This window comes from Mesoplasma coleopterae, assembly GCF_002804245.1.
GTDB classification, from domain to species: domain Bacteria; phylum Bacillota_I; class Bacilli_A; order Mycoplasmatales; family Mycoplasmataceae; genus Mesoplasma; species Mesoplasma coleopterae.
In genome coordinates, this window is the sequence record NZ_CP024968.1 from 287,274 (window position 1) to 310,346 (window position 23,073).

A 23,073-nucleotide genomic window follows, 5' to 3' on the forward strand; every position below is an offset into this window, starting at 1 on the left:
TAACTAATAAAAGGAGAGTTTATATGATAAAAATTAGACCACAAGATAATTTCTATGATTCAGTAAACAAAGAATGAATAGATAATAACGAATTACCAGATGGATATGCATCATGAGGTAGTTTTGAAATGCTACAAAAAAAATCAACAGATGATATCAAAGCAATAATTAATGAACTTGTTAGTGCAAAGAACTTAGATAGAGAAAGTCAAATGATTGCTAACTTGAGATCAAACTATTTGAATAATCAAGCAAGAAATCAGCAAGGAATTAGTCCGATTAATCCAATTTTAAATAAAATAAAAGAATTAGCTGATAAAACTCAATTAACGGCTTTATTTATTGAATTATTTAAAGGTTGAGGAATTTCTTTATTCCATTCAAAAGGAGTTGACTCAGATTTTAAAGATAGTAATCTAAGAGCGTTAATGATTGATTCTATGGGTTTAGGAATGTCTGATAGAGATTTTTATGAAACAACTCACCCAAGACATGAAGAAATTAAGAATGCTTATAAAAACTACATTGAAAATTTAGTTAAACTTTCAAAAGTAGAATTAAAGACTTCAGATATTTTTACTTTGATTTATAACTTTGAAGAAAAAATTTCAAAATCTATGTTTAAACAGGAAGAATTACGTGAACCAGAAAACATTTATAATGTTGTAACCATTCAAGATTTAAATACTATATGTCCAATTATTGACTGAGCAGCATATCTAAATCAAACAGGATATGATAAGGCAAAAAAAATTATATTAACTGAACCTAAATATTTTGAAAAACTAAACGAAATGATTAATGAAATTAGTTTAGATGATTTAAAAGATATTATGATATATAAAATAACTAGTTCTTATTCTAAAATGTTAACAATTGATTTGTATGAAAATGCATTTAAATATGGATCAGTATTTAGTGGTGTTAAGAAAATGAAACCTATCGAAGATAGAGTTGTTGAATTTGTTGATAGCACACTTGGAGAATTAATTTCAAAAGAATATGTAAAACGTCATTTTTCAGAAGATGCAAAAAAAGATGTTTTAAAAATGGTTAATGATTTATTAAAAGTTTATGAAAATAGAATTAATGCATTAGATTGAATGTCAGAAGAAACAAAAATTAAAGCGATTGAAAAATTAAAGTCTTTTACTATTAAAATTGGTTACCCAGATAAATGAGAAGATTTAAGTGATGTTCAAATTCTTAGTTATGAAGAAGGCGGGAGTTTATTTGATAACATGCAAAGCTTAGCAAAACACTACATTAACAAAGAATTAAAAGAAATCAATTTACCAGTTGATAAAACAAAATGATATATGGATGCTCAAACAGTTAATGCTTATTATAATCCAACGTCAAATGAAATTTGTTTCCCTGCAGGAATTTTGCAAAAACCATTTTATGATGTAAATCAATCACATGCTGCAAACCTTGGTGGAATTGGTGCTGTTATTGGTCACGAAGTAAGTCATGGTTTTGATGATGAAGGAAGTAAATTTGATAAAGATGGAAACTTCAAAAATTGATGAACTCAAACAGACAACGAGCAATATAAGTTAAGAACTCAAAGAGTAGTTGATCAGTATAATGAATATCAAATTAATGGTTCTAATGTTAATGGTAAATTAACACTTGGTGAAAATATTGGTGATTTAAGCGGAGTTGCTGCTGCTTTAGATATATGCAAAGCACAAAGTCCGGAAAACTTAAAAGATTTCTTTACAAACTATGCTTTAGTATGAAGAAGAAAAGCAACAGATGAGCAAAAAAACACAAGATTACTGGTTGATCCTCATTCGCCTGAAGAATTCAGATGTAATGGTGTATTGGTAAATATAAATGAATTCCACGAAGTTTATGAAACTAAACCTGGTGATGGTATGTATAAACCAAAAGAAGAAAGAACTAAAGTTTGATAATAAACTAATTAAACCATCTTAAAGATGGTTTTTTTCTTGTTTTAACTTATAATTTTATATAGAAGTAAGAGGTATATGATGCAAAAAGAAGTAAATATTATAGGAGCAGGATTGGCAGGTTGTGAAGCTGCTTATCTATTAGCTAATAATGGAGTGAAAGTCAATTTATTTGAAGTCAAATCTTTAATAAAAAATGATATTCAAAAAACTAATGACCTTGCAGAACTTGTTTGCTCAAATACTTTAAGAAGTAAATCTAAAAAAAATGCAGCTGGAATTTTAAAAAATGAAATGAGATTGTTAAACTCATTAGTTTTACAGGCAGCATTAGAAAATGAAATTCCCGGTGATGACGCTTTAAGTGTTGATCGATTTGGTTTTAGTAAATATATTACTGAGAAAATTAAAAATCATGAAAATATAACCTTAATTGAACAAGAAGTTTTTGAAATTGACTACACAAAAGTAACCATTATAGCTTCAGGGCCCTTAACAACAGAAAAATTAGGTAAAAATATTGAATTAATGACAGGAAATGAAAAATTATTCTTCTTAGATGCTTCTGCTCCTATCATCACAAAAGATAGTATTGATTTTAATAAGGTATATTGAGCAAGCAGACATAATGAAGGCAAAGATGGCCAATATATTTGCATTCCGCTTAATGAAGAGCAATTTAACGCATTTGTAGATGAGTTAAAAAATGCTGAGACAGTTAAATTAAAATCTTTTGAAAAAGAAATCTATTTTAAAGGATGTCAACCAATTGAGCAAATAGCTAAGACTAGTAAAAAAGTTTTATTAAATGGTCCTTTATCACCAAATAATTTAGCTGATCAAAACGGTGAAACTCCATTTGCGGTTATACAGCTACGACAAGATGATGCAATTGATTCACTTTATAATTTTGTTGGTTTTCAAACAAACATTAAATGACCAGAACAAAAAAGAATATTACAAACATTACCTGGTCTTGAAAATTTGAACATTGTTAGATATGGAGTTATGCATAAAAATTATTACATTAATTCACCAAAACTACTTAATAGAGGACTGCAAGTAAAAAGAAATAAGAATGTATTTTTTGCAGGGCAAATAACTGGTGTTGAAGGATACATTGAATCAGCAAGTAGTGGAATCTTAACTGCTATCAATGTATTAGCATATTTAAATCATAAGAAAATAGAACAACCATCAAGAAGATCAATGTTAGGAGCTCTAAATTTTTATATAACAAATCCTAAGCACCAAAAATTAAAACCAATGAAATGTAACTTAGGGATTTTAGATCAACAAAACAAAACTGTTAAATCAGAATTTTATTCATTTGATGAATCAGAAAAAGAAATAAGAGCATTTATTAAAATAATAAGTAGTTTTGTAAAAATAGGTGATAACAATGAATAGTAAATGAAATAGTTTGCTAACAAACAAAAATCTTTCAAAAAGAATTGAAGAATTATTAAATAAAGCTTATGAAACTAAAAAAACTATTTATCCATTAAGAGAAGATTGTTTAAGGTTATTTGATCTAATATCCCCAAAAGAAGTTAAAGTTGTTATTATTGGTCAAGATCCATATCATAACCCTAAACAAGCAAATGGAATTGCTTTTAGTGCTAATAATGAAATTAAAACACCTAAAAGTTTAATTAATATTTTTAAAGAGTTAGACAGCGATTTAAATATTAAACATTATGACAATAATGATTTAAGTGGTTGAGTTAAACAAGGTGTTTTATTGATAAATACTTGTTGAACAGTAATTGAGAATAATCCTGGAAGTCATGCTAAACTAGGTTGACAAGAAATAGTTAGTGATATTTTAAGTAACTTAAATAAAAATAATCCAAATTTAGTTTATTGTCTATGAGGTAACTATGCGAAAGGTGTTTATGAAAAATTAGAGTTCAAAACGTCAAATGTAATCAGCTCAGCTCATCCATCACCATTTAGTTATCTAAAAGGTTTTAAAGAAACAAAGCCTTTTTCAAAAATAAATGCAATTTTGCTTAATAATGATTTAGAACCAATAGATTGGTCTAAATAAGGTAAAATAATAATAAGGAGTTACATATGAAAAAAATAAATGAATTAAATAACACAGTGTCTTCAACTGACTTAGTTGTTAGATTAGAAAAAGTTATTGTTTCAACAGCAACTAATGGCTCATCGTATTTAATTTTAAATTTATCAGATAAAACTGGTAGAGTAGAAGCTAGAAAATGAACTGTAACTGATGAAGATAAACAATTATTGCAACCAAATGCTTTTGTTTTATTCAAGAATGCTGCTGTGAACGAATTTAGGGGCGTATTGCAGCTTAAAGTAAGTGAATATAGTATTCTTAGCGAAGATGATTTAAATCACTTTGGATTAGAGGGAAAAGACTTTTTTATCGAAGCACCAATTAACATTGAAAAAAACTATGCAGAGTTAATGACCATTCTTGAAGGTTTAACAAATCAAACTTATCGTGATTTAACAATTGGTTTAATTAAGAAATATGAAAAAGAGTTTTTAACTTATCCAGCTGCAATGTCAATTCATCATAATGTTAAAGGTGGATTATTTTGACATAGTTTCACTTTAGTTAAAAATGCTTTAGCTTTAAAACCAAGTTATGCGTATGCTTCAATTGATTGAGAATTATTAATCTGTGGAGCAATTTTACATGATATAGGTAAAGTAATTGAAATTATTGATCCAACGGGAACAGATTATAGTTTACAAGGAAAAGTAATTGGACATATTAGTATTGGTAATACTGAACTAAATAAAATAGCTGAAGAATTAAAAATATATAAAGATGAGCAAGGTAATATTAATGAATCATTAACTTTGCTGCAACATATGATTATTGCTAGTCATGGTAAAAAAGAATATGGTTCACCAACTGAACCAGTTATTATTGAAGCAATCATGTTGTCAATGTTTGATGATCTAGATGCTAAAGTATTTAAAATAAATGATGAATTAAATAAAGTTGAGCATAAGACATGAACGCCAAGAATTATTAGCGTTGATGGTAAAATGTTTTATAAACATAAAAAGTAATGTAATGTAATGCAACTTAGGTTGCATTTTTTTAATGTTAATTTGACTTATTAAAACTAAAAAAAGATGACTTTAAACGTCATCTTTTATTTAGTTATTTCATTAAAAACATCTTCTAAACTTGCATATTTAAGATTCACGTTCTTATCATGTAAGAAACCTTCATCTTCTTTAAATTTAGGTAAAATATGCTCGTGATAGTGGAATACCACTTGTTTAGCAATAGCTTCTTGATTAGAAATATAGTTAAAACCTTTGATACCTTCTATTTTTTCTTGAAGTATTTGAGCAACAATTTTTTTGGCTTTGTTTACTTCAGATAAATATAAATCAGGCGTTGTTGATAAATTTTCAGCATGCACTTTTGGAATAACTAATGTATGCCCATCACTTACAGGATTAATATCTAAAAATGCGTAAATATAATCATTCTCAAAAATTTTATACGAAGGAATTTCTTGCTTTATTATTTTACAAAATAAACAATCATTCATTAGTCTGATTTATTCCCATCTTCATCTTTAATATATTTTGCAATTTCATCGTATAAACCTTGGAATAGAACGTTATCACCGTCCATAATGTATTTAGTATAAAGTTCTTCTTTAGCTTCTGTTGTGTAATCTGTGTCTCCTGCAACTAACCCATTTTCAATTTCTGAAATTAATAATTGTTTGTTAGTTGCATTTAATTTTTTAATATCAGAACTAGATTGAACTGAATTACTTCAAGCTTCACTTAATTGATAAATACTTTTTGGATCACCGTTTCTTGCTCATAAAACTGAATATAAAATTTTATCTGTATCTTGTACCTTAGCTTGTTGTTCTGTATCAAATCCGCTTGTAAAAGCTGAATCTTCTTTATTTATTGTTTCATGAATACCTAACATTGTATCAGCGTTATTTTCAACATTAACTTTTATTGTACTTGCATTACCTAAAGTAAATGAACCAGTGTCACCTGTTGCTTTAACGTAAAGGTTTCCACTTTTATCTTTAATAATATCAACATTTTTTTCATTTGAGAATGATTTCATATCATCTACAAGAGGATTATATTTATCACCAAGAGGCACTCAAGTATTACTTGGGATAGAAAGTGTTATTTGTCCATTAATAGGATTTAAAGTTACATTTGAGTTATCATAAATATCATTCAAATATATAGGTAAAACTAAAACAATTTCACTTTCACCGTTTTCACCTACTGCAAAACCTTGATCTTTTGGCCCAGTTAGTATTGTTGGTCTGTCTATTGATTTGGCTGCTGTTTGAGCATCAGTTGAAATGCTCAATGAACCGCTTATTGCTTCAATACCAGTTTCATTATTTTTTGCAATACCATTATATCCAGCTAGTCCTAAAAAAGGATCGGCCCCTAATTTGTTAACATTTTCTAGTTTAGGATTTTCAACTGATGATTCATGATTTGAACTAAAGTTTTCTTTTAAAGTGTTTATGCTATCAGCGTCCAAAATAATATTTCCACTGCTATTTGGATCACCTAATGTTTCTTTATAAGTTTTAACTCATGAAGTTGCATCAGTTGAAACTTTTGCTTTGAAAGATCAAATTAATTTAACATTTGAACTTTTAGTTTCAGAAGTTAATGAATTTTGAACAGAAGAAACTAATTTGTTTGATGTATTTAATCTAGCAAAAGATCTTGTATAGTTTGTAGTTGTTAAATTAGTTGAATATAAATTACTGTCTAAATATGCCAAGCTAATTAATTGAGTATATAGGTCTGGAATTATTTTTGCATTTATATAACTTTGAAAACGATATTTCATAATTTCATTTCCGCTAAAACCATTTTCACTTTCAGATTTAGCAACTAAAAATGGTTCATTTACCTGATCAATATGAGTATCTTTATTTAAAACTTTTTTTGTTTTTGGTAAATCATTTATTTTTACCTTATTAGTTGATCCAATAATATAGAAATTATTAGTTTTATTTAAAGTATCTATACTAGGTGTATTTCATTCTTGTTCGCCAAATTCCCCTGGAATCTGTCATCTAGTTAAACTATTATCACTAGCGTTCTCGTTCTTATAGTATATAGAATATCTAATCTTTTCATCATCTTTAAATAAATTAAAAGGATTTAATGAGTGATTATTTGAATATTGTGCATCATCTACTAATCCCTCACTATTGCTAATGATTTTAGCAGTGTACTCACTAAAAAATTTGTTAGTTGCTAAATCATTTAATAAATTAGAAGTAATATTCTCAGTTGACTCTTTTTCTTTTAGTTTTAAAGTAGAAGTAATATTTTTGTTAGTTGCTTTATATTCTTCTTCTGCAATTTTTTTATCTAATATTTTTAATACATCAGCAATGATTTCAGTATCAGAAATTTTTAAAAACTTTTCTGCTTGTGAAACACTTATAAAACCACTGTCTTTCATCTTTAAAATGAAAGTTTTGTATATTTCTTTATCACTAAAATTTAATTTACCAAATCTATCAACTGTTGTTGTACATGAAATTACAACTGAAGAAGTTGTAGCAGTCAGTCCAACTGCTGCTAATATAGCTAATAATTTTTTCATTATTTAATTCCTCCTTCATGCTTATTTAAAACATTGATAATAACCTCATCATTAAATCATTTGTCTGAAATAATATATGTTAATCTTTGGTTTTTTATTGGGTTTGATAAATCAGTTTTTCAGTGTTCACTTTGTGTAATTGAAGAATTTTTTACTTTTAAACCATTTTTAGGAATAAATGATCTTGCAGTAGGTGTTTTTAAATCTTTGTATTGTTTTTCATAGTTATCTTCTACGCTTTGATTTCAATTATCATTTTCATTTCTAAAACTTCTTAAAGGAGCTGCACTAAGAGCTTCTTGATTAAATTCAATAACCCTAATTAATTCATAAACTGCTTGTATGTCTACATCTTCTCCTTCAATTTCAAAGAATTTCCCAAATAAGCTAACGTAGTCACCTTTTGTACCTAATATTTCATCTAAGTAGGTTCACATTCATTGACTTAGCAATCCAAAATTTTCTGTTGTTGAAGTAGCTGCTTTTGCATCTGCTAAAATGTCAAAATTATAAAATAAATTTGTTTTATCATCATCGCTTGATAAAAATCCTTTAGCAACAGTATTGTTAACTAAAAATCTTTCATAGTCATTTGAAATTGAATAATTAATTATCTTACTGTAATCATTACCAAATTCGGTACCCATATTATTAATAATATTTTGTCTAGCAATATCATTATTAGTACCAGTTTCTGGTTCAGGTGTAACAGGAGGATTTGTTGTTTCATCACTATTATTATTTGTATTTTTTGTGCTATTACCTAAATTATTTGAACTTACTGCACTTATTTTTGGATTTAATAAGTATGGAATGTATTCTTTATTTGTTTTTGATAGAAGATCATAAGCCATTGATTGTTGTTTATCTTTATCAATAGATTTACTTTGTTCTGTTGAGACTTTAGATGTAGTACTTTTTAATAAGTTGTAACCATCAATTTTCATAAAATGCAATCCATCAGTATCAATAAATGCAATAATTCCATCTTCAGCATTTAATACTTTATAAGGTTTAATTGCTTCTGTTTCAGCATCTTTTGAGTTTTTTCCTTCAGTTTCAGCATGTCTACCTAAATCATTTACAAGGTTAAATAATAAGTTCATACCTTTTTCTGCATCAGTGCCCTTAGCAGCGGCCATTTTACCGTTAAAGCTTTCTCATTCACCTACCAAATTAGTTGTATCAGCATTTCATTCATTTTTTTCAGAAATTTTATCTTCTTTTGGATTTGATAATAAGAAATCATAAACAGAGTATTTAGCTATGTTTGAATATGTTCCTGTTGATGTGTCATAGTCTAAAGTTAATAATTTTTCATTATTTTTAGCTGTTAAGAAATTAATGATTCCTGTATCAGTCTGGCTTTGACCTAATTTTCATAAATTATCTTTATTTGAACCTCTATAAAATGTTTCAAAATCTGTTAGTCCAGTTGAAGCACTTGTTTCAGCATTTGCAGATGATGAAGAAATATAGGCCTCATAAAATTTGTAAAAACCTTCAAAGTAATTAATTAATTGAGTTTGAGTGTTTCCATTGTTAACAAATTGAGCAGGACTTATTTCTTTATTTATATCTGGTGTAGCTTCGCTGTTAATTTTTGAAAAATCTAAGACAATTTCAGAAGTTGCAACAGGTTTTTTGCTTTCAAAATAGTTGTCAACTAAGAATTTTTGTGAGTTTGAAAGTATATTATTTTTTTGGTTGTCTTTAGGAGAATTTAAAATAGGTGCCACAGAAACGATTTGTGTTTTGTTAAGTTCTCTAGAAGGTCTACCATTATAGTTATAAAAACCATTATATATGCTATTTTTTTCAAGTCTTATACTTGAAACATCGCTATATTTAAAAATATTATCATTACTACTACTGATTTGAGAAATAGTTCTATCTGTTGAAACTGTTGTGTTAGCAAAAATAGCACTAATGCCTGATAAAAAAGTTCCTCAAGTTAAGTCAGTAAAAAATTTATCATTTGTATTCTCAATAAATTCAATTTTAAAAGTTGTATCGGTGCTTACTGGATTTGTTGCTTCTAAATTATTAGTTGATTTAAATGCATTCTTTCCACCTAAAGCATTAATTAAATTAATAATAGAAACTTGTTGAGCTTCAGTTGTTGCTTGAGTAGTAATTTTTTCATTTAAAGTATTACTGTTGATTAAAACATTTCCATTTTGAGTTAAAAATACTGATAATAAGTTTGAAATAGTTGTTCTATTTACTTCAATTGTTGAATACCCTTTTGCTCAAGTTGATTCAGTTGCTCCGAAACCTAATGCCTTTGAAAGATTAGCATAAGCAGAGTTAGTTGAATCAGTTAGAATATAATTTGAAATTCAAGCATTTTCTAATGCTGTTTGATCACCAGTAACTCAAGGAAATTCCCCTTTTAAATACTTAATTCAAGCTTTTGTACCTTGTTTTTTGTTATCAAGGTATTCTTGTCTTGCTCTTTCCATTTCAGTATTTGCACGACCATATATTGTATTTGTAGCTTTTGACTCTTTACCATATTGTGTTTTTAAACTTTTAGCAAATTCTGTTCCACTTTCATTCATATAAGGATTATTTGTAGAATTTATATTTTCAAAAATATTATTATCCTTATTTGCTTCTTCATAAATGGCAACTGCAAAAATATTATAGAATTGTACTAAAAATTTTTGAGGATCTTTACCTAAACGTCCATAAGTTTCATTGTATCAATTTAATAAATCTTCAGTAGTGATTTTAAAATCACCATCATCATTAATAAATATATTTCCATATTTATCGTCATCCTTATCATTTGAACATGAAATTAAAACACTTGTTGCACTAGCTGTTAAAGTAAAAGCACCAATTAGTGATAGTAGTTTTTTCATTTTGTTTTCCTCCTGTGAAATTTCGTTTCTCTTAACACTTATTTTTTATATAAATATAAGCATTGATAATATTATAACCCAAAACCTATGAATTTCCTAAAATTTCACTCATAAAATAGTATAATATCAAAGATAGAAATGTAGGTTGTAAATGAAAAACTTTAAAAAATATTTTCCATTTTATGATAAGCAAAGTAATTTAATTTACTTTGATAGCTCAGCAACTAGTCTTAAACTTAAAAAAGTTATTGAGGCTGAAATGAAATTTTTGAATGAAAATGGATCAAATCCTCATGCTGTTGACTATAAAAAAGGCTTTGAAGCATTTGAAATAATCAAAAATGCTAGACAATTAACTCAAGAATTTATTAACGCTAAAAAAGCAAATGAAATAATATTTACAAGTGGAACAACACATTCAATAAATCTATTAGCAAACGGACTTAAAAAAATAATAAAAAAAGATGATGAAATTTTAGTTACAGAATTAGAACATTCAGCTAATTTATTGCCATGAATTGCTTTAGCAAATTCTATAGGTGCAAAAATTAAAAAAATTAAGTTAAATGAAGACTTTACAATTGATCAAGAAGCATTAAAACTACAGTTATCAGATAAAACAAAAATAGTTTCATTTGCTAGTGTTTATAATACTGTTGGGGCTAAAAATGATGTTAAACTAATTACTAAAGTAATTAAAGAGTTTAATAACAATATAATTGTTCATGTTGATGCAGCACAATCAATTGGTCACACAAAAAATGATGTTACAGATTCAAATATTGATTTTATGTCTTGATCTTTTCACAAAATGTATGGACCATTTGGTGTTGGTTGTTTATATGGAAAATATGAATTACTTAATCAATTAGAACCATTGTTTTATGGTGGTGGAATGAGTTTAAAAATTGAAGAAAATTTAATTGATTATTCCTTATCTTCATTGCCAGAAAAATTAGAAGGTGGAACACCAAATATAAGTGCTATAGCAGGGGTTATTGAATCAATTAAATTTATTAACTCAATAGGTTTAGATCAAATTGAGGAACATGAATTAACATTAAAAGATTACTTTAAAATTAAAGTTAAAGAAAATAACTTAAATGATCACATAACTTTTTATAATTTAGATACTAAATCACCCATAATACTATTTAATGTTAAAGGTGTTAATCCACAAGACATAACTAATTTTTTAGATGAAAAATATAATATTTTAGTTCGTGGTGGAGCTAATTGTGCTAGAAGAATTGAAGGTGTTATTGGAACAAAAATAGCCATTAGAGCTAGTTTCGGAATCAATAATAATAAAGCTGAAATTGATCAATTTATAGAAGCTTTAAAAAATACAAATAGCTTCTTAGATGTGCTATTTTAAAGGAGAAAAATGATAGATATAAATGATGATATTTTATTAAGAAAAATTTTAATGAAACATTTTACTGAGCCTGAGAATTCGGGATTAAAAAATATTGCAAATGCAATTATTAAAGATGCTAAATCTCAAACTTGTGCTGATGAAATGAAAATTGAAATATTAGTTGAGAATAATATTTTTAAAGAAATAAATTTTGAAGGAACTGCATGTGCGGTTGCAACATCTAGTGCTGATATTTTCTTTAATTTAATAAAAAATAAATCTTTAGAAGATACAAAAAAAATAATATATCAATATCAAAATTTTTTAAATACTGGTGATCTATCTGAAATTGATCTTTTAGAAGATTTAGTAGTTTTTAAAAACATTAATAAGCAAAAAAATCGCATATTATGTGCTAATTTAGCAATTGAAGCCATAAATGAGATTATTGAATAGTTTGTTTATGTATAATTATATTATGTAATAATAAATTATAATTTTAAAGGAGAAACAATGAGCAACAAGAATCAAATAAGAGAAAAATTTCTTAAAACAAGATCTTTCTTATCAAAATCATACAAAGAAGAAGTTAATAAAATTATCGAAAGAAAAGTTAATCATTATATAGATAGATATAACTTAGAAAAATATGCCATTTATCTTTCAACTGAGAATGAACCTAATACTTTAAACATTATTGAAACAAGTTTAAAAAAAGAAATAGAAGTTTATGTTCCATTAATTATTGAAGATAACAAAATGGAATTTAAGAAAATTACAAATTTAGAAACTGATTTAGAACAAAATAAGGTTTTAAACATTTTACAACCAAAATCAACATGTCCAACATTAGAAAATGGTAACTACATTAATACTATGTTTATTCCTTTGGTAGCTTTTGATAAACAATTAAATAGAGTTGGTATGGGTAAAGGGTTTTATGATCGTTGATTAAATGAAAATGATTACATTGGATATAAAATTGGTTTATCAGCTTCAACTCAATTATCAAATGAAAGCATTGATGCTGATGAGTTTGATGTTAAATTAGATAATGTAATCACAGAAAAAGAAATTTATGTTCCTTTTGTTGAAGAAGAACAAGAATTTGATTATGATGTTACTTATTCAGTTTTCAACGATGAAACTATTGTAGGTTAATTTGAAATAGGTTTTTACCTATTTTTTTATTTTTCTTGCATTAAAGTAGGTTTAATCTTTTAAAATAATAAATATAGAACAAAAGAGGTCATTATGGAAAAGTTATACATAAAAGATATATCAAAAGAATTATCAATTCCAGAGTATGTATTAAGGTTTTACGATAAGAAAGGTTTATTTCCTTTTTTTGAAAGAGATGAAAATAATTACAGATATATAGAAAGAGAAAAATTAGAGTGAGTTAGAATTGTATCTTGTTTAAAAAAATCTGGAATGCCTTTAAATAAAATAAGTGAATATATTGATTTAGCCTTACAAGGTAAAAACACTTATCCAAAAAGGTTAGAAATGATGATTGAACAAGAAAAATTAGTACTTGAAAAGATGAAAGATTTGCAAGAACAATTAGACTATATTAAATATAAAAAGAAATTTTACGAAAATAATTAATTTTTTGCTTGCATTAAAGTAGGTTTAATGAAATATGATTGATTTGAGTTCAAAACTCAAAGGAGATAATTTATGAAAACTAGAACATTAGGTAAAGATTTGATAGTTTCAGAAATCGGATTAGGTTGCATGGGCTTAAGTTATAGTCAACCACCTTTTCCGACAAAAGAAGAAGCTATTAAGTTTTTAAGAAATGCATATGAAGAAGGTGTTACTTTTTTTGACACAGCAGAAGTATATGGACCTTTTAATAATGAAGAATTACTCGGAGAAGCATTTAAAGATATTAGAGAAAAAGTTATAATTGCTACTAAATTTGGTTTTTCTTTTGATGAAAAAAATGTAACTGGGGTTGATAGTAGCAGAGAAAATATTTTAAGAGCTATTGAAGGCTCATTAAAAAGACTACAAACAAACTATATAGATTTATATTATCAACATAGAGTAGATCCAAATACTCCAATTGAAGAAGTAGCCCAAGTAATGAAAGAATTAATTGAGCAAGGTAAAATAAAACATTGAGGTTTAAGCGAAGCATCTGCAAATACTATCAGAAAAGCTCATGCAATTTGCCCAGTTACTGCTTTACAAAGTGAATATTCAATGTTTTGAAGAGAAGCGGAAACTAAAGTAATGCCGACATTAGAAGAACTAGGTATAGGATTCGTTCCATTTTCTCCATTGGGAAAAGGTTTTTTAACAGGAACTATTAAACCTGGTCATGTTTTTCCAGAGGGAGACTTTAGAAACACAATTCCAAGATTTAATACACCTGAATATTTGGAAAATAATTTTAAATTAGTTGAATATATTAAAGAACTTGCAAAAGCAAAAACCACAACTCCTGCAGCAGTCGCAATTGGTTGATTGTTAGCTCAAAAACCGTGAATAGTACCAATTCCTGGAACTAAAAAAATTGAAAGAGTTAAAGAAAATAATTCTGGATCACAAATTACTTTCACAAAAAAAGAATTACAAAATATTAAAGAAATCTTAGATCAAATCGAACTAATTGGAAATAGATACAATGATTTAAATGAAAGTAGAATAGATAAATAATTAAAATATTTATTAAAGAATAGCAATTGCTATTTTTTTATTTCATAAGAGTATAATAATTCTTGTAAAGTAAAAATTTAAGGAGAAAATATATGATCAAAGTTGATTTACAACACTCAGGACTTTCTATAGCTGATTTAAATGAAGCAAAAGTTAAAAAAGTTCATGAGATGATAATTAATAAAACTGGAAAAGGTAATGATTTTTTAGGATGAATTGAATGACCAAAAACATTTGATAAAAAAGAATATGAAGAAATGAAAAAAGTTGCTTCTTCATTAAGAAGTAAAATTGATGTATTAGTAACTGTTGGAATTGGTGGTTCATACTTAGGTATTAGAGCTGCTGATGAAATGATTAGAGGAATTAATCATTCTGATAAAATTCAAGTGATTTATGCAGGACATACAATGAGTTCAACTTATGTTGCCCAGTTATCAGATTACTTAAAAGGTAAAAAATTTGGAATTTGTGTTATTTCTAAATCTGGAACAACTACAGAACCAGGAATTGCTTTTAGAGCATTAGAAAAACAATTAATTGAACAAGTTGGAGTTGAAGCTTCAAAAGAATTAATTGTTGCTGTAACTGATTCATCAAAAGGAGCTTTAAAAACTCTAGCTGATAATAAAGGTTACCCAACATTTGTAATCCCAGATGATATTGGGGGGCGTTTCTCAGTTTTAACACCTGTTGGAATTTTCCCATTATTAGTTGCGGGAGTTAATACTGATAATATTTTTGCAGGAGCTATTAGAGCAATGGATGAATTAGTTCAAGGTGATTTAACAAATGAAGCTTATAAATATGCTGCTGCTCGTAATGCTTTATACAGCAAAGGGTATAAAGCTGAAGCTTTAGTTGCTTATGAATTACAAATGCAATATACTGCAGAATGATGAAAACAATTATTTGGAGAATCAGAAGGAAAAGATAATAAAGGTTTATACCCAACATCAATGATTTTCTCAACAGATTTACACTCACTAGGGCAATGAGTTCAAGAAGGTGCAAGAAACGTATTATTTGAAACAGTTATTAAAGTAAAAGAGCCAGTGGCTAATATGTTAGTTGAAACTGATACTGATAACTATGATGGTTTAAACTACTTAGCAGGTAAATCATTCCATGAAATTAACTCAACTGCTATTGAAGGAGTTATTGATGCTCATGTTAATACTGGAAAAATGCCAAACATTGTGTTAGAATTCGACAAAATGAATGATGTACAATTCGGATACTTAGTTTACTTCTTTGAAATAGCTGTTGCAATGAGTGGATACTTATTAGAAGTTAATCCATTTGATCAACCAGGAGTTGAAGTTTACAAATACAATATGTTTAAATTACTAGGAAAACCAGGAGTTAAATAGTAAAAACCAAAAAAATCCATGATTATTTTAAAAAAGTAGAACTTTTTCCATAAAAGTTCTTTTTTTTTTTTTTTGTGAGTAGAATAAGACCTATATGAAAGAAGGGGAAACTAATGATAAGTATAAATAATGTAAGCAAAAAATATGGAGAAAAAGTAGGAAACTTTAATATAAATATACAAATTAAAAAAGGCGAAATTTATGGAATAATAGGTCCTAATGGTGCTGGTAAAACTACTTTAATTAGGCAGATATTAGGTTTTGTAAAACCCGATGATGGCAATATAACAATTAATTCTATGCATTCATGAGAAAAAAGACAAGAAATAATGGAATGAACAGGTTATATAGCTGGTGAAGTTAGTATTTATGAAGACTATACAGGAATGCAGTTTTTAAAATTAATGTCTAATTTAAAGGCTAATGTTGATTGATCTTTTGTTGAAAAACTAATTGAATATTTTGAACTTGACACATCAAGAAAAATAAAAAAAATGTCAAAAGGAATGAAACAAAAAATAGCTATAATATCAGCAACTATGAATAAACCAGCTTTTTTAGTATTGGATGAGCCAACTTCAGGATTAGATCCAATAATGCAACAGAGATTTAATGAATTGATTTTAAAATTAAAAAGAGAAAACAACTTAACAGTTATAATTTGTTCTCATATTTTTGAAGAAGTTGTAGCACTTGCTGATAATGTAGGAATGATTAAGTCTGGTGAATTAATAGAAGAGTTTGTTATTAAAGAAAAAAATATCGAAATAATTAGAGAAAAATTTAAAAGTGTTTTTATTAAGGAGAGTATTTTATAATGGTTAAAAAAGTTTCAGGGTTTCAAATAATAAAAACTCATTTAAAATCTAATTGAAAACTAATTTTATTTTTATTTTTAATTGCTCTTGCAGGATCAGTTCTTGTTTTATGAATTTTTCTTCTTGGAGATCAAGGCAGAAAATATATTGCTCCATGAAGTCTTACTGTAACAAGCTCAGGTCCTTGAGGATCAGGAACATCTTTAAGTGGTGGAATGGGTCTTCAGTATCCAATTAGTTCTATATTATTAAGTGCGGGTTGTGTATCAATATTCAGTATATTATCTTTAATTTTTATTTTTATAACTTTCAATAAAGAAGTTAAGACAACTCAAATAAGTATTTGACTAACGTCTCCAATATCTAAAAAGAATATTATGCTATTTAAATTTTTATTTGTTATTTTAACTTTATTTTTAATTTATTTACCTATGTTTTTTTCAATAATTATATTTGCTTCTTTATCATATGATGCAGATAAATATTTCATTAATGTATTTGGGCAATTAATTTATTTCTTTGTATTTGTTATTCTTATAAGTGCAGTTTTCAGTTTAATTTTGACTACTTTATCAGACAAAGTTACTTTAGCTATAATTCTTTGTGTAGCCATTTTAGTTTGAATGTTTCTTACTTCAATAATAATTAGTTTTTCTCATATATCTAAAACGCATCAAGAAGATATTGAAGGAACAATAGTGATTGTTTATACAAAACCTTATAAATGGTTAGAAAATTTCAAATATATTGCTCCACAAACTTTATATGCTCAATTTTTAACTTTTAATATTGATAAATATATATCAGACGAATCACTTAACTCAAGTGAAATATATGAAGTAGCTACATTAAATATTGCAAAAACATGATGATTAGTAATCTCTTTATTTATTAATATAACTTTAATTTGTTTAATTGAAACTTTAAATTTAAAAATTGTAAATAAAAAAGATTTCAATATCTAAAATCAGCGTTGCTGATTTTTTTATTTTAATTACTTTATTCCAATAATTAAATATTTTATAAGATAAAATCATTAATATATAATATTTAAATTAATAAGGAGAACATATATGATTAAAAAAGAAACACTTAAATGATTAAGTGAACAACAGGATTTTTTAGATAATAAAATAATAGAAAAACATAATTTAACTTTAGATCATGAAATTTTTAGAAAAAAACTTATTGCTTTTTGAGTAGAATTAGGTGAATATGCCAATGAAGAAAAAAGTTTTAAATATTGAAAGCAAGGAGCACCAGGTGCTAAAGAAGTTCAATTAGAAGAATATATTGATGGATTACATTTCATCATAAGTTTAGGAAATCAAATTAACTATAATTTTGAGAACTTTAATTTTAAAGATTTGGGATATGACAATAATATTGATTGTTACTTTGAATTAATAAAAAATTTAACTGCTCTAGTTAATAGCCCAAGTAATGACTCTTTTGCTAAAATTTTTAACTCGTTTTTACAAATTGCAAAAGTTCAAAATTATTCAGAAGAAGATTTAATTAAAACTTATAAAGCTAAACATGAAAAAAACCAACAAAGACAAGTGGAAAATTATTAAAATGGAAAAAATAACATCAGCATCAAATAATAAAATTAAAGACTTAATTAAATTAAGAGACGATAAGAAATTTCAAATAGTTGAAAATCTTTTTGTAATCGAAGGATTGCACATGGTTAATGAAGCCATTAAAAGAAATATTATTAAAACTATATTTTTGGAAGAAAAAATGTTAAGCAAAATTTATGATATTAATAATTTTGAATGTATTTTAATTTCAGAAAATGTTTCAAATAAAATTTCTTCAACCAAAACAAGTCAAGGAATATTTGCAACTTGCACATTGGAAAAACAAGAAATAAGTTTTGAAAAAAATATTTTATTACTTGATCAATTGCAAGATCCAGGTAATATGGGAACTTTAATTAGAAGTGCTGCTTCTTTTGATTTTCAAACTGTGATTGCTTCAAATAATTCAGTTAATTTTTATAATCCTAAAGTTTTGAGATCAACTCAAGGAAACTTATTTTCAATAAATTTAATAAATGATAATTTAATTAAAGTTATTAGTGAATTAAAACAAAGTAATTACCAAATTATAGGAACTGTTTTAAATGATGAAACAAAATTTTTGAAACAAATAGAATTTAGCAAGAATCAAAAGTATGCGTTAATAATAGGCAATGAAGCAAAAGGTATAAGCGATGAACTTAAACCTTTAATAGATATCAATTTAAACATAGAAATGAGCAATGAAGTTGAATCCTTAAATGCAGCAATTGCAGGATCAATTATTATGTATAACATTAAAAAATAAATAAATTTAATTTTTTGTATTGCCTTATAGTAGGTTGAATGTTTTAAAATTAAATTACAATCAAATAAAGGAGAATTTATTATGGAAAAATTCAAAGCAATAATTAACAATCAAGAAATAGAATCTAACTCTTGATTAGATATTATGGACCCAACAACTGATGAAGTTTATGCACAAGTTAGCGCACTATCTGCTCAAGAAATAGACTCAGCATTTAAGGCTGCTAAGGCTGCTCAAAAAAACTGAGAAGCAATTGGTGTTGAAAAAAGAACAGAGTTTTTAATTAGATGAAGAGATCTAATGTTAAAAAACGAAGAGGATTTAGCAACAACAATGATGCACGAAATTGCAAAAGCATATAAAGATTGTTTAACTGAAGTTCGCAGAACAGCTGAATATATAGATTTAACAATTTCAGAATATAACGATTTACAAGTTTTAACTTTTGATAAAAATTCTAAAGGTATTACTGAAGATATAACCGCTGAATACAAAAGAATAGCAAAAGGTGTTGGTGTTGGTATTTCACCATTTAACTATCCAATTAATTTAGCTGTTTCTAAATTAGCACCTGGATTATTAACTGGAAATACCTTTGTATTTAAACCAGCAACTCAAGGAAGTGTTGTTGGTATCAAAATTGGTCAATTGGCAATTGAAGCTGGACTACCAGCTGGTGTATTGAATGTTGTAACTGGGCGTGGAAGAGACATTGGAGATGTTATTGTGACAAATCCTTTAATTGATTTTATTTCATTTACAGGAAGTGTGCCTGTGGGTAAAAGATTGATGGAAATTTCAAGCTCAAAAGATTTAGTTTTAGAGCTAGGTGGAAAAGATGCAGCCATCTTGTTAGATGATCATAACTTAGAAAACATTGCTAAAGATATAGTTGCAGGGGCATTTAGTTATTCTGGACAAAGATGTACAGCAATTAAAAGGGTTATTACTACAGATGATATAGCAGAAAAACTAACACCGTTAATTAAAGCAGAAGTTGCTAAATTAACTGTTGGATTACCAAGCGAAAATCCTATCATTACACCTATGATAGATAAAAAAAGTGCTGATTTTGTAACTGATTTAATTAATGATGCTATTAAAAAAGGAGCAACTTTGGTTTATGGTGGATCTAGAGATAAAAACTTATTGCAACCTACATTATTGGATAATGTTACAGTTGAGATGAATGTAGCTTGAGAAGAACCATTTGGCCCTGTGCTTCCAATTATAAGAATAAATGAAATTGAAAACATGATTAGTATAGCCAATAAATCAAATTTTGGTTTACAAACTTCAATTTATTCAAAAGATGTAGACTTAGCTTATAAAATCGCTGAACAATTAGAGGTTGGAACTGTAAATATTAATAGAAGAACTCAAAGAGGACCTGATGTTTTACCATTCTTAGGTGTAAAAGATTCAGGGTTTGGTGTTCAAGGAATAAAAGAAACCATTTTATCAACAACAAGATATAGAGGAATAATAATTAAAAAATAATAAACTATAAGGGTCTTAAAACCCTTATTTTTTATTTTTAGTATTTAAATTGACCTCTTTTTTTATCTAAATATCTAAAAATGGTATAATAATATAAATATTTTTAGTTTATATTAATCAAAGGAAAGGGAGTTAATATGAAAAAAATGCTTTTAAGCTTGACTGCTGTTAGTATGTTAGCTTCATCAACTGCAACCGTTAGTTGTACATATACGATGAAAGCTAAAAGTGAATTTGTAAAAAGTATTCAAAAGATAATTAATGTTGCAAATGTTTCTGCTGAAGCACAAATATTAACTTCAAGTAATACACCAAACTCTAATTTAACCATTAATGATTATAATAACAACAGTAAAAAAATAAATGGAATTGAATATTCAACAACTAACGCAAACATTAGTTATTCATACACATTAAATAACTTTAGTGGCATGAAAGCTAGTCAATTTTTACCTAAAGAAGATTTATTACTTTCACCTTCAAATAAACCTAATGATGATAATACAAAGATGGATCGTTATTTATTTAAAAACTATGGGAGTAACTGAGTCAACAACATAAATTCATCAAGTATAACAAATAATGATACACATAAAGGTAAAAAGACAGGTTCTAGTTCTATAACTTCAACTGCGAGTCTAGTTTCATCAATAATTGGTGTTGTTTTAGGAAGTGATTTTAGTGTTTCAGAAGCTGGTTTTTTAAATGATAATATTGCTACTATTTTAAACCAATTGCCCGATGACACAAAACTAAGTTTAGCAAAAGCCTTAGATGAGTTATCATTAAAATTTGAAACACTTCCTGTAAGTTTGAAAGAAAGTTTTTCTAATCCTCTAAATGCATACGTTGGAAAAACAAAATATGAAGCAATAACTGAAATATCATCAAAGTTTTGAGCAGACATTTTTAAAAAAGGTACTGGTGAAAATTCAACAAATGAAAAAGCTGGAACACTTAACAAAATATCATCAGCGCTTCATTACATATTTACATTAATGTGGTACATTCAAGAATTTGCCAATATTATAGATAAAAATATTACACCAGATGATTTAAGCGTTGTTTTAAGTGAAAAAATAGATGCCAATGATGTTAAAAATTATGATCAAATAAACCTTAATAAAACTTTCAAAATTTTAAATAATTTTTTAAATCCAGGAAGAGACATAAGAAAAGCAAAAAACCTTGTTATTGTTCTCTTTGGTATTCCATCAGCAACTGATCATTTTAAACCAAAGTCTAATATAATTGTTGAACCAATATTTCAAGCTTTATCAAATAATCCTTCAAGTACTCCTAAAACTTATGTTTTAAAATCTAATCAATCTAAAATGTTTGGTTTAAACATAACAGAAGTTATAAAATTTTTAACTGATATCCTTAAAGCAAATAATTCTTTACCAAAAGAAATTGTTAAAGAAATAATTAGATTACTTGGTGTTTTACAAGAAATCTTAGCAAGCGAAAATAAGGATATTTACACAATAATTCAATCTTTGTTGAATGAAGCTATTTTTAAACCATTAACAGAAGATGGAAAATCAATACTGTTGATAGGTGACATATTATATTTACTTGCAGAATCAGTAAATGCTAAAAATGATAATAAAGTTGTCATTGATTCAGATCCATTGCTAAAAATATCAAGTTTAACAGGATCGCAAAATCCATTTAAAGCTTTATATGAAGGTGGATTGTTGAAAAGTATTTTCCAAATAATTAATTATTTTACAACTAAAGATGGTTCAAAAGAGCCTATGTTTAGTGATGTTGTAATTAAAAACTTTAAAGACTTAAGTTCAATTTTTAATACTAAGATGGATATAATTTTTACTCAAATGTTAAATATTAATTATGACAGTAATATGCAATTTTTATATGGTTTAAAAAATTCTTCAATAGCCACTATTGTGGATACTATCTCTAAACAATTTATAGACCCAATAGAAGGAAAAGAATATTTCCTTGATTTAGGTGCTATTAGAAATATTATTCTTTCGTTTTTCAATAGTTCTTATGGTTCTATTTCAATTAACAATGTGGATTACACAAAACCAAATAACTTATTTGCAACTTTAAAAGTTGTTTCGGCAGCATTAAAAAATGAGTCAGTTACTTTTGATAAGACAGTAGTTAATGATTCAAAGTCAATAGTAAATGTTTTAGGTTTAAATCCTGCGAATCCAAATAAATTTATGGAGGGTTCAATATTTGACTCGATAGCTCAAGCGTATGGACATGGCGTAATTGTTGATGGAAACCGTGTTGAAATGCCTGAAAAAAGAGAAAATACAATTAAAATGATTTCTGTTATGCTTGAAGGGATATCATGAATGTCAAAAACATCAGAAAGAGAATACTACAATGATAATTTTGGTCATTTCTTTGATCAAGAAAATTGAAAAAATCAGATTATAAGTTATTCAAATTTTGACAAAATCCATAATGATGCGGAAATAAAATATAACTTAATTTATCAAAATAAAAAATACAAAATTAAAGAGACTTATCAAGTAACTTTAAAAAGAGATAAAGTTCCATTGAATGAATCAATAGGAAATAAATATTTCTACATTTCAAATATAACTAGAAAAAAATAAGTA

General features: G+C 26.6%; 19 protein-coding genes. 16 read left to right on the plus strand and 3 right to left on the minus strand.

Annotation, left to right across the window (positions count from 1 at the left end; genetic code table 4):
- The first annotated feature begins 23 nt into the window (after positions 1-23).
- The 4 genes from MCOLE_RS01355 to MCOLE_RS01370 all read left to right on the plus strand — a co-directional run bounded on the left by MCOLE_RS01355 (position 24) and on the right by MCOLE_RS01370 (position 4,979).
- Positions 24-1,922 (plus strand): M13 family metallopeptidase, encoded by a 1,899-nt coding sequence (locus MCOLE_RS01355; RefSeq protein ID WP_100670782.1) that lies wholly within the window; start codon positions 24-26, stop codon positions 1,920-1,922.
- A gap of 78 nt (positions 1,923-2,000) precedes the next feature.
- The gene (gene trmFO, locus MCOLE_RS01360) at positions 2,001-3,329 is read left to right on the plus strand and encodes a methylenetetrahydrofolate--tRNA-(uracil(54)-C(5))-methyltransferase (FADH(2)-oxidizing) TrmFO (RefSeq protein WP_100670784.1); all 1,329 of its coding nucleotides are present in this window, start codon (positions 2,001-2,003) and stop codon (positions 3,327-3,329) included.
- Positions 3,322-3,972, plus strand: coding sequence for a uracil-DNA glycosylase (locus MCOLE_RS01365; protein WP_100670786.1), 651 nt, complete (start codon positions 3,322-3,324; stop codon positions 3,970-3,972). The genes trmFO and MCOLE_RS01365 overlap by 8 nt, the downstream gene beginning before the upstream one ends.
- Before the next feature lie 26 nt (positions 3,973-3,998).
- The gene (locus tag MCOLE_RS01370) at positions 3,999-4,979 is read left to right on the plus strand and encodes a 3'-5' exoribonuclease YhaM family protein (RefSeq protein ID WP_100670788.1); all 981 of its coding nucleotides are present in this window, start codon (positions 3,999-4,001) and stop codon (positions 4,977-4,979) included.
- Between the two features lie 86 nt (positions 4,980-5,065).
- Here MCOLE_RS01370 and MCOLE_RS01375 read toward each other — a convergent pair whose 3' ends face one another.
- The 3 genes from MCOLE_RS01375 to MCOLE_RS01385 are packed head-to-tail and all read right to left on the minus strand — an operon-like array spanning position 5,066 to position 10,412.
- Complete coding sequence (locus MCOLE_RS01375) at positions 5,066-5,473, minus strand: HIT family protein (protein WP_100670790.1); 408 nt, start codon at positions 5,471-5,473, stop codon at positions 5,066-5,068.
- The gene (locus MCOLE_RS01380; protein WP_100670791.1) at positions 5,473-7,542 is read right to left on the minus strand and encodes a lipoprotein; all 2,070 of its coding nucleotides are present in this window, start codon (positions 7,540-7,542) and stop codon (positions 5,473-5,475) included. Before MCOLE_RS01380 ends, MCOLE_RS01375 begins: the two co-directional genes overlap by 1 nt.
- Complete coding sequence (locus MCOLE_RS01385; protein WP_100670792.1) at positions 7,542-10,412, minus strand: lipoprotein; 2,871 nt, start codon at positions 10,410-10,412, stop codon at positions 7,542-7,544. The genes MCOLE_RS01380 and MCOLE_RS01385 overlap by 1 nt, the downstream gene beginning before the upstream one ends.
- A 151-nt stretch (positions 10,413-10,563) precedes the next feature.
- Between MCOLE_RS01385 and MCOLE_RS01390 the strand changes: the two genes are divergently transcribed.
- From MCOLE_RS01390 to MCOLE_RS01445, 12 genes are all read left to right on the plus strand, one after another.
- Positions 10,564-11,790 carry an aminotransferase class V-fold PLP-dependent enzyme gene (locus MCOLE_RS01390; protein ID WP_100670793.1) on the plus strand — a complete coding sequence of 409 codons (1,227 nt, stop codon included), beginning with the start codon at positions 10,564-10,566 and terminating at the stop codon, positions 11,788-11,790.
- Positions 11,791-11,799: 9 nt separating this feature from the next.
- A complete protein-coding gene (locus tag MCOLE_RS01395; RefSeq protein WP_100670795.1) occupies positions 11,800-12,228 on the plus strand; it encodes an iron-sulfur cluster assembly scaffold protein in 429 nt (142 codons plus the stop codon).
- Between the two features lie 57 nt (positions 12,229-12,285).
- Positions 12,286-12,933 (plus strand): 5-formyltetrahydrofolate cyclo-ligase, encoded by a 648-nt coding sequence (locus tag MCOLE_RS01400; protein WP_100670797.1) that lies wholly within the window; start codon positions 12,286-12,288, stop codon positions 12,931-12,933.
- 93 nt (positions 12,934-13,026) lie between these two features.
- On the plus strand, positions 13,027-13,383 hold the full coding sequence (locus tag MCOLE_RS01405) for a MerR family transcriptional regulator (RefSeq protein WP_100670799.1): 357 nt from the start codon (positions 13,027-13,029) through the stop codon (positions 13,381-13,383).
- 72 nt (positions 13,384-13,455) lie between these two features.
- Entirely contained in the window at positions 13,456-14,442 is a 987-nt protein-coding gene (locus MCOLE_RS01410; RefSeq protein ID WP_100670801.1) for an aldo/keto reductase, read from the plus strand.
- 92 nt (positions 14,443-14,534) lie between these two features.
- A complete protein-coding gene (locus tag MCOLE_RS01415) occupies positions 14,535-15,815 on the plus strand; it encodes a glucose-6-phosphate isomerase (protein ID WP_100670803.1) in 1,281 nt (426 codons plus the stop codon).
- 113 nt (positions 15,816-15,928) lie between these two features.
- Positions 15,929-16,633 carry an ABC transporter ATP-binding protein gene (locus MCOLE_RS01420; RefSeq protein WP_244161458.1) on the plus strand — a complete coding sequence of 235 codons (705 nt, stop codon included), beginning with the start codon at positions 15,929-15,931 and terminating at the stop codon, positions 16,631-16,633.
- A complete protein-coding gene (locus tag MCOLE_RS01425; protein WP_100670807.1) occupies positions 16,633-17,598 on the plus strand; it encodes a hypothetical protein in 966 nt (321 codons plus the stop codon). Before MCOLE_RS01420 ends, MCOLE_RS01425 begins: the two co-directional genes overlap by 1 nt.
- Positions 17,599-17,706: 108 nt before the next feature.
- On the plus strand, positions 17,707-18,210 hold the full coding sequence (locus tag MCOLE_RS01430; protein WP_100670808.1) for a dUTP diphosphatase: 504 nt from the start codon (positions 17,707-17,709) through the stop codon (positions 18,208-18,210).
- A 1-nt stretch (position 18,211) separates the two neighbouring features.
- On the plus strand, positions 18,212-18,967 hold the full coding sequence (locus MCOLE_RS01435) for a TrmH family RNA methyltransferase (RefSeq protein WP_100670810.1): 756 nt from the start codon (positions 18,212-18,214) through the stop codon (positions 18,965-18,967).
- 81 nt (positions 18,968-19,048) lie between these two features.
- Entirely contained in the window at positions 19,049-20,467 is a 1,419-nt protein-coding gene (locus MCOLE_RS01440) for an NADP-dependent glyceraldehyde-3-phosphate dehydrogenase (protein ID WP_100670812.1), read from the plus strand.
- A gap of 137 nt (positions 20,468-20,604) precedes the next feature.
- Positions 20,605-23,070 carry an MOLPALP family lipoprotein gene (locus tag MCOLE_RS01445; RefSeq protein ID WP_100670814.1) on the plus strand — a complete coding sequence of 822 codons (2,466 nt, stop codon included), beginning with the start codon at positions 20,605-20,607 and terminating at the stop codon, positions 23,068-23,070.
- Positions 23,071-23,073 lie beyond the last annotated feature (3 nt).